This is a genomic window from Pseudomonas fluorescens (assembly GCF_000802965.1).
GTDB lineage: Bacteria > Pseudomonadota > Gammaproteobacteria > Pseudomonadales > Pseudomonadaceae > Aquipseudomonas > Aquipseudomonas fluorescens_A.
Genome location: NZ_JSAK01000027.1, coordinates 119,112 through 135,158 on the forward strand (window position 1 = coordinate 119,112; position 16,047 = coordinate 135,158).

The following is a 16,047-nucleotide window of genomic DNA, read 5'->3' on the forward strand; positions in this document are numbered from 1 at the left end:
AGGAGAAGTGTAATTTTCGAGCTGAATTAATTGCTCGGTTTTCGGTTGCCATCGATCAGGGGCTCGGCAACACTCTCGGCCCCAACAAGGAAGGAACACGCTGTGAACCCCGTCGATTTATTCCGTTTACTGTCGCTGGCGGCCATTTGGGGTGCGAGTTTCCTGTTCATGCGCATCATTGCGCCGGTAATTGGCAGCATTCCTACCGCTTTTTTCCGGGTATCGATCGCCGCTGCCGGACTGCTGGTGATTCTGGGGCTGATGCGCATCAGCTGGGATTTCAAGGGCAAACTCAAGACCGTGATGTTGCTCGGGGTAATCAACTCCGGGATTCCGGCGACGCTGTATTCGGTGGCCGCGCAGGTGCTGCCCGCCGGTTATTCGTCGATATTCAATGCCACCACACCCTTGATGGGCGTGCTGATCGGCGGCCTGTTTTTCCATGAACGCCTCACCGGCGCCAAGCTCGGCGGCGTGTTCCTCGGGCTGTTCGGCGTGGGTGTGCTGACCCGTGCCGGTCCGGTGGCGTTCGATATGGAGCTGCTGATGGGTGCCGTCGCCTGCCTGCTCGCGACCACGTGCTACGGATTTGCGGGATTTCTGGCCCGCCGCTGGCTCGATCAGGCCGGTGGTCTCGACAGCCGTTTGTCGGCACTGGGCAGCATGCTCGGCGCGACGTTGTTCTTGCTGCCGCTGTTCGGCTACAGCGTGATCAGCCAACCACCAGCGAGCTGGGGTGGTTGGAGTGTCTGGCTGTCGTTGCTGGGGCTGGGTCTGGGCTGCACGGCGTTTGCGTACATCATTTACTTCCGCCTCCTGAGCTCGGTTGGCCCGGTGAAATCGATGACCACGACCTTCCTGATCCCGCTGTTCGGCGTGTTGTGGGGGGCGCTGTTTCTGGATGAGCCGCTGTCGATGGCGCATATCTATGGTGGCGTGCTGATTGCCGTGGCGTTGTGGCTGGTGTTGAAGCCGGCGTTGGTGAAGGTGGCTGAGGTAACAGCCAAATAGATGCGTGGTGGCGCTAAAGGCCCCATCGCTGGCAGGCCAGCTCCCACAGGGATTGGCGTCGGACACTATTTCCGTGCACCACGCCAAACCTGTGGGAGCTGGCCTGCCAGCGATGGGGTGATCCGGGCGCTACAAGGCTGACTGACTCACCTCCCCATCCACCAACCGCCGAATCCCCAGCGGATTTCCATCCTGCAATGCCTCGGGCAACAACGCATCCGGGTAATTCTGGAAGCACACCGGCCGCAGAAAACGATCAATGGCCAGCGTACCGACCGACGTTCCCCGCGAATCCGAGGTCGCCGGATACGGTCCGCCATGCACCATCGCCTCGCACACCTCGACTCCGGTCGGATAGCCGTTGAGCAGAATCCGCCCGACCTTTTCCTGCAGCACCTCCGCCAGCCAACGGTACTCCAGCAACTCGTCAGGCTCGCCAATCAGCGTCGCCGTCAGTTGCCCACGAAGGCCATGCAGCGCCGCCGCGAGCTGCGCTCGATCCTCGACTTCGATGACGATGGTGGTCGGCCCGAACACTTCTTCCTGAAGCAATTCATCGCCCTTGAGCAGCAGGCTGACATCGGCCTGGAACACCTGCGGTTGCGCCTGATTGCCCTGCTGCGGTTTACCCGCCAGATGCGTCAGCCCCGGATGTTCATGCAACTCGCCAAGGCCTCGGCTGTAACTGGCGAGCGCGCCGGCATTGAGCATGGTCTGCGGCGGTTGCTGGTTCATGCTGACGCAGAAGGTTTCCAGAAACAGGCTGAACTGCGGCGAACGCAGGCCGATGACCAGGCCCGGATTGGTGCAGAACTGACCACAGCCCAGCGTCACCGAGCCGGCCAGTTGCGCGGCGATCTGCTCGCCGCGCACTGCCAGCGCTTCCGGCAACAGGAACACCGGGTTGATGCTCGACATCTCGGCGAACACCGGAATCGGCTGCGGCCGCGTGGCGGCCATGTGGCTCAAGGCATTGCCGCCCTTGAGCGATCCGGTGAAGCCCACAGCCTGGATCGCCGGATGCTTGACCAGCCACTCACCGACGCCACCGCCATAAATCATGTTGAACACCCCGGCCGGCATTTCCGTACGTTCGGCGGCGCGGATGATCGCGTCCGCCACCCACTCGGCGGTTGCCATGTGCCCGCTGTGGGCCTTGAACACCACCGGGCAACCGGCGGCCAATGCCGAAGCGGTATCACCGCCCGCAGTGGAAAACGCCAACGGGAAATTGCTGGCGCCGAACACCGCGACTGGCCCCAACGCAATGCGGTACTGACGCAGGTCCGGGCGTGGCAATGGCTGGCGGTCCGGCAACGCGCGGTCGATGCGCGCACCGTAGAAATCACCGCGACGCAGGACCTTGGCGAACAGCCGCAACTGGCCGCTGGTGCGACCGCGTTCACCCTGGATACGCCCGGCCGGCAACGCGGTTTCACGGCAAACGGTGGCAACGAAGTCATCGCCAAGAGCGTCGATTTCATCGGCGATGGCGTCGAGGAATTTTGCGCGTTTTTCCGCGCTCAGGTTGCGGTAGACCGGGTACGCCGCAGCGGCGGCTTTGGCGGCGGCATCCACTTCACTTTCAGATGCCTGGAAAAATGTGCCGGGCAAGGGCTCGCCGGTGGTCGCATCGAGGCTTTGCAACTGCAAGGTGCCGTTGGCGCTGCGGCGGCCGCCGATGTAGTTGTGTCCGAGAAGAATGGTCATGCGAATTCCTTGATCAATGGCAGACCCTGTAGGAGCCGGCTTGCTGGCGATGGCGTCCACAAGGAAGGCACAAGGCTGGAAGGCCAATCGCTGGCAAGCCAGCTCCCACAGGTACGTCGACAATCCCGATTCGGGGTCAGAGGGCGCGCACGTGACCGATTGGCAACGGCTGGGCACTTTCGCCAATGCCATTGACCAGTGGCGCACCGAACTCATCGAGGCTGATCTGGAAACGATCCCCCGGCTGGGTTTTCACGCCATCGGCAAACGACAGCGTGGCGGTGCCGAAGTAATGCACGTGGACATCGCCGGGGCGCAAAAACTGTGCGTACTTGAAGTGGTGGAATTCGAGGTTGGCGAGGCTGTGGCACATGTTGTCTTCGCCGCTGAGAAACTCTTTCTCCCAGATCGTTTCGCCGTTGCGCTTGATGCGACTGGTGCCGACCAGGTGCTTGGGCAACTCACCCACGCGCAGTTCCGGACCGTACGAGCAATAGCGCAGTTTCGAATGCGCCAGGTACAGGTAATTGCGGCGCTCCATGACATGGTCGGAGAACTCGTTGCCCAGTGCATAACCGACCCGATACGGCTGGCCGTCGTCGCCAATCACATAGAGCCCGGTCAGCTCCGGTTCTTCACCGGCATCTTCGGCAAACGGCGGCACCGGGAAATCCGCGCCCGGACGCACGACGATGCTGCCGTCGCCCTTGTAGAACCACTCCGGTTGCGCACCGACCTGCCCCGCTGCTGGCTTGCCGCCCTCCAGTCCCCATTTGAAAATGCGCATGGTGTCGGTCATGCCCGTTTCGGCGGCGCCTTCCTGCTGGTGCATTTTGTCCCGCGCCGAGGCGCTGCCCAGATGGGTCAGGCCGGTGCCGCTGATCAGGCAATGGGCCGGGTCTTCGTGGTCCAGCGGTGGCAGGACTTTGCCCAGCTGCAACAGCTGCGCGTAATCCGGGCCCGGCTCGATGCCGCGCGAAGCGACTTCTTCTTGCAGGCTGCGTTTGCCGCGGATCGCCGCGAGGGCCAGTTCACGGGTGGTGCGGGTGCGCTGGAGCACTTGGACCTGTGCCCCGTCGACGAGCCCGACCTGGCGTTCACCGGCAGTGTTTTCGAATTGAATCAGGCGCATGTCGGCCTCCGGAAAGTCATGGACGGCGCCGCAGATTTGCGGCGCCTCAAGGTCACTCGATGATGTTGAAGTCACTCAAGTATTCATCGGAGATTTCCAGGCCCAGGCCCGGCTTGTTGTCGTCGAGCTGGATGTAGCCGTTGACCGGTTGCGGCTCGCCCTTGAACACGTAGTAGAAGAGTTCGTTGCCGACTTCGACGTCGAACACCGGGAAGAACTCGGCCATCGGCGAAGCAGTGGTGGACATGGTCAGGTGATAGTTGTGCATCTGCCCGGCGTGGGGGATCACCGGCACCGACCAGGCCTCGGCCATGGCGTTGATCTTGCGTGCGGCGGTGATACCGCCGACGCGGTTGGTGTCGTACTGGATCACGTCGATGGCGCGGCGTTCCAGCAGGTCCTTGAAACCGTAGGAAGTGAATTCGTGCTCGCCGCCGGAGATCGGCATGATCCCCATTTTTTTCAGTTCGATGTAGCCCTCGATGTCGTCGGCGATCACCGGTTCTTCGAGCCAGCGTGGTTCGAATTCGGCCAGTTTCGGCAACATGCGACGGGCGTATTCCAGGGTCCAGCCCATGTAGCATTCGAGCATGATGTCGACGTCAGGGCCGGCCAAATTACGCAGGGCACGCACTTGTTCGATGTTCTTGCGCATGCCGGCCGGGCCGTCTTTCGGGCCGTAGCCGAAACGCATTTTCAGCGCGGTGAAGCCTTGGTTCAGATAGCCCTGGGCTTCTTCGAGGAACAGGTCGAGGTTGTCGTTGGCGTAGAGTTTGGAGGCGTAGGTCCAGATCTTTTCCTTGGTGCGACCGCCAAGCAGTTTGAAGACGGGCTTGTTCACCGCTTTGCCCATGATGTCCCAGATCGCAATGTCGATCGCCGAGATCGCCGCCATGCCGATGCCTTTACGGCCCCAGGCGTGGCTCTGGCGGTACATTTTCTGCCAGATGTATTCGTTGTCGAACGGGTCTTCGCCAATGGCGATCGGCGCCAGGTAGGTGTCGATGATTTCCTTGGCGACACGGGGTGCCAGGGCGCAGTTACCGATGCCGACGAGGCCAGTGTCGGTCTCGACTTCCACCACCAGCCAGCCGTGGAAACGGAACGAGCCCATGGCGTCGCCGCGTTCGAAGAGGATGTCGCTGGCGTTGGTGCAGAAGTGCGCTTGAGGTGGAACGACTTTGCCTTTCCACTCGAATACGCGGGTACGGATCGCTTTGATTTTCATGAATACAGTTTCCTTGCGCTGCCGGCTTCTTGTCATTGTTGTGTCGCTGCGCGGAGCCGCTCGGGTGACCGGTTCCAGGCATTCGATGGAGCGACTTTAGCCAGCGCCAAGGGGCTGCGGATAATCACTTGTTCGTATCCGGCGATAACCTGGGGTGATACCAAAAACTTGATAATGCCTAGATCGGGTTATCAGCCATTCAACAAAACTGTAGGAGCCGGCTTGCTGGCGATTGCAGTCCGTCAGACACATAAACGTGGCTGCCAGACCGCATCGCCAGCAAGCCGGCTCCTACAGGGGAATTGCATTGATCAAAAATTCGGAGACACCACCAATCACTGTGGGAGCTGGCTTGCCAGCGATAGCAACCTGGCAGTCACTTCAAGGGTGTCTGCCAGACCGCATCGCCAGCAAGCCGGCTCCTACAGGGGAATTGCATTGATCAAAAAATTCGGAGACACCACCAATCACTGTGGGAGCTGGCTTGCCAGCGATAGCAACCTGGCAGTCACTTCAAGGGTGTCTGCCAGACCGCATCGCCAGCAAGCCGGCTCCTACAGGGGTATTGCGTTGTGTCAGTAGCTGTTGCCACCCATCCGGCAAGCAATCTCAAACGCCTGGCGAGTCGCGCCCACATTCGCCTTGCCCTGCCCCGAGATATCGAACGCGGTGCCGTGGGCCGGAGTGGTGATCGGGATCGGCAGGCCGCCCTGCACCGTGACGCCACGGGAGAAGCCCATCAACTTGATCGCGATCTGACCCTGGTCGTGATACATGGTGACGACCGCATCAAAGGCACTGGCATCGCCCTGGACCTTGAGGAAAATCGTGTCGCCCGGGTACGGCCCTTCCGCCGCGATCCCCAGCGCCTGCGCCTTGCGCACGGCCGGGCCGATGATGTCCAGTTCTTCGCGGCCGAAGGAGCCGTTGTCACCGTTGTGCGGATTGAGTCCGCAAACACCGATGCGCGGTTTTTCCAGACCATTGCGCTTGAGCGCGGTGTCGATCAGTTGAATCGCTTCCACCACCCGCTGCTCACTGAGCAGACCGGAGACTTCGGACAGCGCCACATGAGAGGTCACCCGCGACGTCCAGAGGTTGTCGAGCACGTTGAACTCACAGAACGGCCCGTGGAAATCCAGCAGCTCGGCGAACCAGTGCAGTTCGTCGTTGTGCGCCATGCCGGCCATGTGCAGCGAGGTCTTGTTCAGCGGCCCGAACAGAATCGCGTCGGTGGTCCCCGCCTCGGTCAGGCGTAGCGCCACTTCCAGGGTATCGAGGCTGTAGCGACCACCGATGACACTGGCCTCGCTGCGCGGGAATTCACCGACGGTGTCACCGCGAAAATCGTAGAACAGCGGCGTGTCATCACCGAACGACAACTGCTCCAGCGACTCCACTCGACGATAGGGAAATTCCATTCCGGCGATGCGCATGCCGCGCCGCATTTCCGCCTCGTCGGCAATCAGAATCACATTGGCCTGGCTGCGCGCTTCCGGCTCGGCGAGCAAGCGTGCGATCAGTTCCGGGCCAATGCCCGCCGGATCACCCAGGACCATCGCGATGGTTGTCTTGTTCATGCTTCACTCCTCAAGGATTCAGGCTGCGCCCGGTCAATGGCGCAAGGTTCGCAGCGATAGATGCGCTGCGCGTTGCTGTAGAACAGTCGCTCCTGATCGGCCACTGGCAGATCGGCGACGATGGATTTGAAACCGCTGTAGATGTCATCGAACGAGCCACACAGGCTGTCCACTGGAAAGTTGCTGGCGAACATCGCCCGCTTGGTGCCAAACATGGCGATGATTTCGCGCACGATCCAGGCGTTGTCGATGGCGCGCCACGCCCGCCCTGCCTGGCCGAGCCCGGAAATTTTCACCTGCACGTTCGGCCACTCCGCCAGCCGCGCCATCGCCGCGCGCCATCCGGCCAGACCTTCGGCGCTGCGATCATTGGGCAACCCGGCGTGGTTGAGAATCAGAGTGATGCCGGGAAAGTCCCGGGCCAGGCGTTCAGCTTCGGGCAGGTTCCACCAAGGGGTTTGCAAGTCGAAATGCAGACCCAACCCTTCCAGCGCGGCGTAACTGCGTCGCCAATGCTCGTTGCTCATCAAGCTGCGCACGCGGCCGAATTGCTGGGGTGAAGTCGGTCCGCCAGGCTTGTGCCGAACACTGCGCACGCACTTGTACGTGGCTTGCTCGTGAAGCACCGCGACGGCGTCGGGGTGGTCGAGAAAGGCTTGCGCGACGATCGCATTCGGCACGCCATAACGGGCGGCCAATTGTTCGATGAAACGGGTTTCGCCAATCGGGTCTTGGGGGTTCCATTCGGTCTCGACATACACCGTTTGCACCACCCGATGGTCACCGGCATCGGCGAAGTAATCCTCGGGAAAATAGCGGCGCTTGATCGAACTGTAGTCGCCGTAGCGGAACGGAATATTCGCTTCGGGCGCCAGCCAAGGGTGGTCATTGATCGATGGATCCCAGAAGTGATGATGGGCATCGATGATCGGTCCATTCCAGCGTTCACCCATAACGCACCTCGTCGAGACTGATGAACATCGTTGCCAGCACAAACACGGCGGAACACGCGGCAAAGAAACCGAGTACCGGGGCGAAGCCACCGGTCATTTGCAGGATGACGCCCACCAGGATCGGCACCGCGATCCCGCCGGTGCTGCCGGCCATGTTCATCACCCCACCGATCAACCCGACCCGCGCCGGCGCTGCCAGCAAAGCGGGGAAACTCCAATAGAGGCTGCCCCACATCAGGAAAAACGCGGTCATGGCCAACAGCGCCACGGCCGCAAAAGGATTGCTCAGGGTCGGCAACAACAGGAACGCGCCGAGGGCCACCAGGCCGGAAAACGCCAGCAGGCTCTTGACCGCCACACCACGGCTGACGCCCTTGCGGATCAAGCCGTCGCAGAGGAAACCGCCCGTCAACGAACCCAACGCGCCGCAGACGAAAATCACGAAGGTCGCCGCGCCAATGCCCTTGATATCAAAGCCCCGCGCTTGTGCCAGATAACTCGGACCCCAGGTCAGCAGACCGAAGTACACCATCGCCCAGCTGGCACGACCGATCAGCAAACCGCTGAGGGAACGAGCGGCGATGCCCAAGCCTTTGACCGGTGCGCGAGCGGCTTCAGCGGCTGGCGTGGCGCGCCCGGCGTTGATCTTTTCAAGCTCCATGGCGTTGACTTGCGGGTGGGTGGTCGGGTCATCACGCAGATAACGCCGCGCCAGCCAAGCCAGCGCCAATGTCGCGACGCCAGCGATCACGAAGGCCAGGCGCCACGAGTCCAGCGAAGCAATCAGATAGGCAATGATCAACCCACCGAGCGCCACGCCCAGCGGACTGCCGCTGTCCATCAGCACCGCGCCGCGACTGCGTTCGCTGGGCGCCAGCCACAGGGAAATCAGCTTGCCGCCGGACGGGAACAACGGCGCTTCCGAAGCCCCCAACGCCACCCGGGCAAACAACAACGACAAACCGCCGGTGGCAAACGCCGCCAGCACCTGGAACGTGCCCCACAACCCTGTGGACCAGCTGATGACCCGATGCGGGCCGAAGCGGTCGATCATCCAGCCGCCAGGAATCTGCAACAGCGCGTAGGCCCAGAAGAAGCTGCTGAGGATCAGCCCTTGCATGCTTGGAGAAAGGGAAAATTCCTGGGCGATGGTCGGCATGGCGATGGACAGCGACACCCGATCGATCAGGTTGACCATGGTCAGCGCAAAGATGATCGCGAAGATCCGCCAACGCACATTGCTGGCCTTCAAAGCAGTGGCCTGCGGGATCGCTGCTGCGGTCGTCAGGTTCAGGGAAGCACTGGGACGAGCCATGGTGCGTACCTCTTTTATTATTTTTGTGGGGTGCAAACATCAACCTGTAGGAGCCGGCTTGCTGCGGGCGGCGTTCCGACGATCGCGGCGCATCAATCAACATTGATGGCGCCTGTCACGCCGCTATCGCCAGCAAGCCGGCTCCTACAGGGTTGTGCCGTTTTTTCCACGGCGTTGTTGAGCACTATCGAAGGCTCTGTGATAACCGTCTAATCAAAACTTGAAATCAGGTGATAGCTTCGGGTTATGGCATACCCCGCTTTCAATGGGCTTTCACCCTTCCCTTACTATTTCGACTTGTTACGAAAAATGCTCTAGCGCAATGCTCCGAGCAAGATCCGTGGCTTTTCCGTTTGAGAGCTATAACCCCAGGCTATCGGTGTATGTATTGTTTTGACTAGACGCGGAGGCGGCGGCTTCCCACACTCAGTCCAAGGCTTGCGGCTTAACCGCTCAAACAAGTCGCTCATAACAATTACAAAAACACAGATACGAGGCCCTTCCCATGCGAAATGCATTCGTCCGTCGCTCTTCCCGTCTGTTTCTTGGCTGCACGCTGATCGCCGCCGCAACCCTTCCCGCTCTCGCTCAGGCCGCCTGGCAACCGGACAAGAACGTCGAAATCGTGGTCGCCGGTGGCCCTGGTGGCGGCACTGACCAACTCGGTCGCCTGATCCAGTCGATCATCACCACGCACAAGTTTCTCGACGTTAATACCATCGTCCTCAACAAGGGCGGCGGCAACGGCGCCGAAGCGTTCCTCGACATGAAAATGAACAAGGGCGATGCCGAGAAACTGGTGATCGGCACCAACAACATCTACCTGTTGCCGCTGGTGTCCAAGCTCGGGTACCAATGGCAGGAGCTGACGCCGATTGCCGCCGTGGCCGAGGATGACTTCATTCTCTGGAGCTACAAGGATGCGCCATGGAAAGACGCAAAAGGCTTCTACGAAGCGGCCAAGGCTGATCCATCGAAGCTGCGCATGGGCGGCAGCCAGTCCAAGGATGTCGACCAGACTTTGACCCTGCTGCTCAACCAGACCAACAACAGCAAACTGGTGTACATCCCGTTCAAGAGCGGCAGCGAAGCCGCGACTCAATTGGCCGGCAAACACATCGCCGCAAACGTCAACAACCCGAGCGAAAGCATCAGCCAATGGCGCGGCGACCAGGTCGAGCCGCTTTGTGTGTTCAGTAAGGAACGCATGAGCTATACCGAGAAAGTCGCCGGCGATAAATCCTGGGCCGACGTGCCGACCTGCCACGAACAAGGCCTGGGCATCGATCAATACCGCTTCCCACGTACCGTGTTCATGCCCGGCGACATCACTGCCGAGCAACGCGCGTTCTACGTCGAGCTGATGCGCAAAGTCACGCAGACCGATGAGTTCAAGGCCTACGTGAAGCAGAACGCTCTGGTGCCAACCTTCCTCGAAGGCGAGCCGCTGACCGCCTACATCGAAAAAGACACCGCCCGCGTCACGCCGGTATTCAAAGAAGCCGGCTGGCTGAAAAACTAAGGTTGTCACGGCCGCTCGCCTGCGGGCGGCCGTCATCTGCTGGAGGTGTTTTCATGTCTCATTCCTCGGATTCACCCGCGTTCGTCGGTACCCGTTGGGTCGAGCTCGGCCTGGCGATCTTCACGGCGCTGATTGGCGTGGTGGTGATGTTCGGCAGCGTCGAACAAGGTATCGGTTGGGGCGATGCCGGCCCCGAGCCGGGTTACTTCCCCTTCTACATCGGCCTGATGTTGAGCGCCGCGAGCGTCGCTAACGGCGTGTTGACCGTGGTCCGCTGGCAAGCGCTGAGCATCGCATTCGTCAGTCGCAGTGCGTTCAAGCAAGTGTTGTCGGTGTTCATCCCGATTGCGCTGTTCGTCGGTGCCATGCCGCTCACCGGCATCTACGTCTCCTCGGCGTGCTTCATCGCCTGGTTCATGTGGCGTGACAAAGTCCGCGCCAAGCCTTATGGCAAATTAATGATCGGCACGGTATCCCTCGGCGCGGTACTCGCCAGCTACCTGATTTTCGCGCTGTGGTTCAAGGTCCCGCTGGATGCCGGCCCGTTGGGTGACTGGATTGCCCTGGCCGGGAGAAATTTCAAATGAGCGAATTCGATTCCCTGTTGCAAGGCATGAACCTGATCCTGACCCCGGGCCACATCGGCCTGATGGTGATCGGCGTGCTGCTGGGCATTCTGGTCGGCGTGTTGCCCGGCCTCGGCGCCCCCAACGGCGTGGCACTGTTGCTGCCACTGACGTTCACCATGTCGCCGGTGTCGGCGATCATTCTGCTGTCATGCATGTATTGGGGTGCGCTGTTTGGCGGCTCGATCACCTCGATCCTGTTCAACATCCCCGGTGAGCCCTCATCGGTGGCGACGACGTTTGACGGCTACCCGATGGCCCGCGAAGGTCGCGCCGCCGAGGCCCTGACCGCTGCGTTCAGTTCGGCACTGCTCGGCGCGTTGGCCGGGGTGTTGTTGCTGACTTTCCTCTCGACCAAGATTGCCGCGTTCGCCATGTCATTCAGTTCACCCGAGTTCTTCGCGGTGTACCTGTTGGCGTTCTGCACTTTCATCGGCATGAGCAAGAACCCGCCGCTGAAAACCGTGGTGGCGATGATGATCGGTTTCGCCATGGCGGCGGTCGGCATGGACACTGTGTCCGGCAACTTGAGATTGACGTTTGATCAACCGATCCTGATGACCGGCATCAGCTTCGAAGTGGCGGTGATTGGTCTGTTCGGTATCGGCGAAATCCTCTGCACGGTCGAAGAAGGCCTGGTCTTCCGTGGCGAACATGCGCGCATCACGCCGATGGTGATCCTGCGTACCTGGGCCAAGTTGCCGCGCTACTGGTGGACCATTGTGCGCAGCACCATGGTGGGTTGCTGGATGGGTATTACACCTGGCGGGCCGACCGCTGCCTCGTTCATGAGCTACAGCCTGGCGCGGCGCTTCTCGAAGAACCGCGACAACTTCGGCAAGGGTGAACTGGAAGGCGTGATCGCCCCGGAAACTGCCGACCACGCGGCCGGCACCAGCGCTCTGTTGCCAATGCTGACCCTGGGCATTCCCGGCTCGGCCACGGCGGCGGTGATGCTCGGCGGTTTGATGATCTGGGGCCTGCACCCCGGCCCGACGCTGTTCGTCGAGCAGCATGATTTTGTCTGGGGTCTGATCGCCAGCATGTACCTGGGCAACGTGGTGAGTCTGATCGTAGTGTTGGCCACCGTGCCGCTGTTCGCCTCGATCCTGCGCATTCCGTTCTCGATCATCGCGCCGATCATCATTATGGTCTGCGCCATCGGTGCCTACTCGGTGCACAACTCGTTCTTCGACGTGGTACTGATGCTGGGCTTCGGCGCGCTGGGTTATCTGTTCAAGAAACTCGGCTACCCGATCGCGCCGCTGGTATTGGCTGCTGTGCTGGGCGACAAGGCCGAAGACGCGTTCCGTCAGTCGATGCTGTTTTCCGACGGGCACCTGGGGATCTTCTGGTCCAACCCATTGGTGGGCAGCCTGACCACGGCGGCGCTGCTGATGCTGTTCTGGCCGCTGATTTCCAAGGCCTTGGCAACGTTGATGGGCCTGCGCAAACCTCACGTCGCCAAGCCAAAATCGGTGCTGTGACACGCAATGCTGGCAACGCCTGACATTTGTTGTCAGGCTTGCCGCAGTCCCTTTTGCGAGCACGGCCCAATGTCCCGAATTCCTGATGCCAACGTGATCCACAGTCGACTGCGTCTGCGCCAATTGCGGCTGATGCTGGCACTCCAGGAATTCGGCTCGTTGCGCCGCGCCGCCGACCACATCGGCATGACCCAACCGGCCGCCACCAAGATGCTGCACGAAGCCGAGGATTTGCTCGGCGTCGAGCTCTTCGAACGTCTGCCTCGGGGCATGCGCTCTACCCCGTTCGGGGAAACCGTCATCTACTACGCACGCATGGTGTTTGCCGAACTCAGCGGCATGCGCGAAGAGCTGGTGGCGCTGCAATCGGGCAACCTCGGCCGAGTCGCCGTCGGCGCCATTCCGGCGCTGGCCTCGGGGCTGTTGACCCGCACCATCGCCACCTTGAAGCAAAGCCATCCACGCTTGTCCATGAGCATTCAGGTCGATACCAGCGACGTGCTGGTGCAGGCGCTGTTGCAAGATCAACTGGACATCGTGCTGGGCCGGATTCCGCCCGGTGCCCGGGCCGAAGAACTGCTTTTCGACAGCCTTGGTGAAGAAGAACTGTGCGTGATTGCCGGTGCGCAAAATCCGCTGGCGCAGGAGAAGCATCTGGGTTGGGCGGAATTGCAGAACATGACTTGGGTACTGCAACAGCAGCCAAGCCCGATGCGCGCGATCATCAATCAGGTGTTCCACAATGCGCGGGTCGACATCCCCAACAGCATCGTCGAAACCACTTCGATCATGACCCTGCTCTCGTTGATTCAGCAGACCGATATGCTTGGTGTCACCCCGGTCTCGGTGGTCGAGGATTATCCCGGCCGTGATCTGCTGGCGGTGTTGCCGATCAAGTTCGAAGCACGACTGCCGCCGTACGGGCTGATCACTCGCCGCCATCGCATTCAATCCTCGGCGATGCAGGCGTTCATGAACTCGGTGCGCGCCGAACATGCGCTGACAAAATAAAACGGTTCTTCACGGATAACGCAAAACCTGTAGGAGCCGGCTTGCTGGCTCCTACAAGGGTGGCGAGTTTTAACCGGTTTTACGGAACACGAACACCAGACCGACGATGATCAGCAACATGCCGAGGATGCTCAACATCGCGAGGCGATTGCCGAAAATCAGGTAGTCCATGACTGCCGTCACCGCTGGCACCAGGTAAAACAGACTGGTGACATTCACCAGATTGCCCCGGGCGATCAAGCGGTAAAGCAACAACGTCGCCAGCACCGACACCACCAGCCCCATCCACAACACCGGCACGATAAAACCACTGCTGTGCTCGAAGTGGAACGGCTGGAACGGCACGAAAATCCCGCACAGCAACAGCCCGGCCAGATACTGCACCGGCAACGTGCCGAGAGGATTATCGGTGATGCGTTTCTGCATGATCGAGCCAAACGTCATGCTCGCCAGCGCCAGCAAACCGAAGAGCATCCCGGCAAGCGACATGCCGGCCAGACCGATGCCCTGGTAGACCACCATGATCAACCCGGTCAGCCCCAGCAACAGGCCGAAGATCCGGCTGGCCGAGCGCTGACGCTCCATGATCACCACTGTGAGAATCGGTTGCACGCCCATGATCGTCGCCATCACCCCCGGCGTCACTTTCAGGTCGAGGGCCAGCAGATAGAAAATCTGATAAGCCCCCAGCAACACCACACCCGTGGCCATCGCATACAACATCGGCTTGCCGCCCTTGGGCAACTTCAGCTTGAGCAACGGCACCAGCAGGATCAAACCGCACAAAGCGATGGCGAAGCGAATCAGCAGAAACGCAAACGGCGACGCATGGGCCAGGCCCCATTTGGAGAAAATCGCCCCGCTGCTCCACAGCAAAACGAACAGGCTCGTGGACGCCGCCGCGAGCGCGGATTTTTTCGTAAGGACAAACATGAATACCACCTGTAGTCAGGCAAAAAGCCAACTCAGCCGAAGCTGAAATTCAGTCGTTTTGTTTAGATGGGCGCAGGTAACAGCAGAAATCGCTGATCAGCCCGAAACGCCAACACCCGGCGGCGAGACCACCGCGCACACTGGCGTGCGACTGACAGGAGGGGGGTAATGACTGATCTGCCCCGGCTGCTGATTCCCGCACGGCGCGACGCCAGCGTTGACCGCTGAATCGACTACCGCGTTGATGAGGGATGCAGGCATTGGGCTGATCTTTTCTTGAGGGATAAAAAAGTGAGTCCTGAAACTCACTGCGCGCTGACTATAACCAGCGCTCGACACATATTGCAATGAGTTGATTGAACTCGCCGCAGACCTGTAGGAGCCGGCTTGCTGGCGATAGCGCAATGTCTGCGATATCAAGGTTGATGGTTCGGCCGCGATCGCTGGCAAGCCAGCTCCTACAGATCTCACCCAAACAACCAACACCCCAACAACGTCAGTACCGCCACCGCCAGCACTGGACGCAAGACTCGGTAGGCCTTGGGGTTACGACGCTTCCACTGCTTCACCACATCGCTGACCTTGTCGCTGAATTTTTTGCTCCAGGCGTAAGCCTGATTGATCCCGCCAACGGGTTCGTCATCGAGGTTCTGCGGGGCGGTGGCGCGGCCCAGAAGATCGCTGATCCAGCGGTTGATGCCCGTCATCAAGCGGTTGCTCAGTGGCCGCTCAATGTCGCAGAACAGGATCACCCGCGCCTTGTCAGTTTCGTTCTTGACCCAGTGCACGTAGGTTTCATCGAACATCACATCTTCACCGTCGCGCCAGGCGTAAACCTGACCGTCGACGAAGATGCGGCAATCGTCGGAATTGGGTGTCGACAGGCCCAGGTGATAACGCAGGGAACCGGCAAAGGGATCGCGATGGGGATTGAGGTGGCTGTTGCCCGGCAGCAGCGCGAACATGGCGCCGCGGACTTTGGGAATACGGCTGAGCAGGGCCACGGTGTTCGGGCACAGGAGATCTGCCGAGGGCAGCGATTTGTCATACCACTTGAGGTAAAAACGCTTCCAGCCTTTCTTGAAGAAAGAACCGAAACCGGCGTCATTGTTCTTCTCGGCCGCGCGGATGTAGCCCTCGCCGAACAGGTGCATCGCTTCCTCGCGAATGACCTGCCAATTGTCCTTGAGCACGTCCAGTTCAGGGAACTTGCTACGGTCCAGATAGGGTTTCGAAGGTACCTCGGAAAACAGGTACATCAGAGCGTTATAGGGTGCGAACAGCGCCGAATGGTTAACGAATTGACGCAGGACCGGCAAACGCGCCTTGCCACGCAAATGCACGTAGAGGGTACTGCCCAGAAACAGCAGCAACAGCGACGCCTTGGCGACAAATGAAAAGGTCATCAACAACTCCTTGGCAGTAGACACTTTGCACAACGCCATTTACCCGACGTCGCAGGCGGCATGATAAATACTGCCAACCCATGAAAAAACTGCCTGTCTCAGCATTCACTCTTAACGGTTGTGCAATAAAGCA

General features: G+C 60.3%; 14 protein-coding genes. 5 read left to right on the forward strand and 9 right to left on the reverse strand.

All coding sequences use genetic code 11. The annotated features are described in order from the left end of the window. Nucleotides 1-102: 102 nt before the first annotated feature. Nucleotides 103-1,011, forward strand: a complete 909-nt coding sequence (locus NL64_RS21130) for a DMT family transporter (protein WP_034149998.1) — start codon at nucleotides 103-105, stop codon at nucleotides 1,009-1,011. A 129-nt stretch (nucleotides 1,012-1,140) separates the two neighbouring features. Here NL64_RS21130 and NL64_RS21135 read toward each other — a convergent pair whose 3' ends face one another. The 6 genes from NL64_RS21135 to NL64_RS21160 all read right to left on the reverse strand — a co-directional run bounded on the left by NL64_RS21135 (nucleotide 1,141) and on the right by NL64_RS21160 (nucleotide 8,929). Then, a complete protein-coding gene (locus NL64_RS21135) occupies nucleotides 1,141-2,721 on the reverse strand; it encodes an aldehyde dehydrogenase (NADP(+)) (RefSeq protein WP_034149999.1) in 1,581 nt (526 codons plus the stop codon). Between the two features lie 136 nt (nucleotides 2,722-2,857). Further along, a complete protein-coding gene (araD1, locus tag NL64_RS21140; protein ID WP_034150000.1) occupies nucleotides 2,858-3,853 on the reverse strand; it encodes an AraD1 family protein in 996 nt (331 codons plus the stop codon). Nucleotides 3,854-3,905: 52 nt separating this feature from the next. Beyond that, entirely contained in the window at nucleotides 3,906-5,081 is a 1,176-nt protein-coding gene (locus NL64_RS21145) for an L-rhamnonate dehydratase (RefSeq protein WP_034150001.1), read from the reverse strand. Nucleotides 5,082-5,656: 575 nt separating this feature from the next. Further along, the gene (locus NL64_RS21150) at nucleotides 5,657-6,661 is read right to left on the reverse strand and encodes a 4-hydroxythreonine-4-phosphate dehydrogenase PdxA (RefSeq protein ID WP_034150002.1); all 1,005 of its coding nucleotides are present in this window, start codon (nucleotides 6,659-6,661) and stop codon (nucleotides 5,657-5,659) included. After that, a complete protein-coding gene (locus NL64_RS21155) occupies nucleotides 6,658-7,614 on the reverse strand; it encodes an amidohydrolase family protein (protein ID WP_034150003.1) in 957 nt (318 codons plus the stop codon). Before NL64_RS21155 ends, NL64_RS21150 begins: the two co-directional genes overlap by 4 nt. Further along, nucleotides 7,607-8,929, reverse strand: a complete 1,323-nt coding sequence (locus tag NL64_RS21160; RefSeq protein WP_034150004.1) for an MFS transporter — start codon at nucleotides 8,927-8,929, stop codon at nucleotides 7,607-7,609. Before NL64_RS21160 ends, NL64_RS21155 begins: the two co-directional genes overlap by 8 nt. A gap of 505 nt (nucleotides 8,930-9,434) precedes the next feature. Here NL64_RS21160 and NL64_RS21165 point away from each other — a divergent pair. From NL64_RS21165 to NL64_RS21180, 4 genes are all read left to right on the forward strand, one after another. After that, nucleotides 9,435-10,451 (forward strand): Bug family tripartite tricarboxylate transporter substrate binding protein, encoded by a 1,017-nt coding sequence (locus NL64_RS21165; protein WP_034150005.1) that lies wholly within the window; start codon nucleotides 9,435-9,437, stop codon nucleotides 10,449-10,451. A gap of 53 nt (nucleotides 10,452-10,504) precedes the next feature. Continuing rightward, nucleotides 10,505-11,038 (forward strand): tripartite tricarboxylate transporter TctB family protein, encoded by a 534-nt coding sequence (locus tag NL64_RS21170; RefSeq protein WP_034150006.1) that lies wholly within the window; start codon nucleotides 10,505-10,507, stop codon nucleotides 11,036-11,038. After that, complete coding sequence (locus NL64_RS21175; protein WP_034150007.1) at nucleotides 11,035-12,564, forward strand: tripartite tricarboxylate transporter permease; 1,530 nt, start codon at nucleotides 11,035-11,037, stop codon at nucleotides 12,562-12,564. Before NL64_RS21170 ends, NL64_RS21175 begins: the two co-directional genes overlap by 4 nt. A 69-nt stretch (nucleotides 12,565-12,633) precedes the next feature. Then, nucleotides 12,634-13,575, forward strand: coding sequence for a LysR family transcriptional regulator (locus NL64_RS21180; RefSeq protein ID WP_034150008.1), 942 nt, complete (start codon nucleotides 12,634-12,636; stop codon nucleotides 13,573-13,575). A 69-nt stretch (nucleotides 13,576-13,644) separates the two neighbouring features. On the opposite strand, the gene NL64_RS21185 is transcribed toward NL64_RS21180, so the two are convergent. From NL64_RS21185 to NL64_RS21190, 3 genes are all read right to left on the reverse strand, one after another. Further along, on the reverse strand, nucleotides 13,645-14,508 hold the full coding sequence (locus NL64_RS21185) for a DMT family transporter (RefSeq protein ID WP_034150009.1): 864 nt from the start codon (nucleotides 14,506-14,508) through the stop codon (nucleotides 13,645-13,647). A 96-nt stretch (nucleotides 14,509-14,604) separates the two neighbouring features. Next, a complete protein-coding gene (locus tag NL64_RS30395; RefSeq protein WP_172668696.1) occupies nucleotides 14,605-14,769 on the reverse strand; it encodes a hypothetical protein in 165 nt (54 codons plus the stop codon). 206 nt (nucleotides 14,770-14,975) lie between these two features. Then, nucleotides 14,976-15,914, reverse strand: a complete 939-nt coding sequence (locus NL64_RS21190) for an aspartyl/asparaginyl beta-hydroxylase domain-containing protein (protein ID WP_034150010.1) — start codon at nucleotides 15,912-15,914, stop codon at nucleotides 14,976-14,978. Nucleotides 15,915-16,047: the final 133 nt, after the last annotated feature.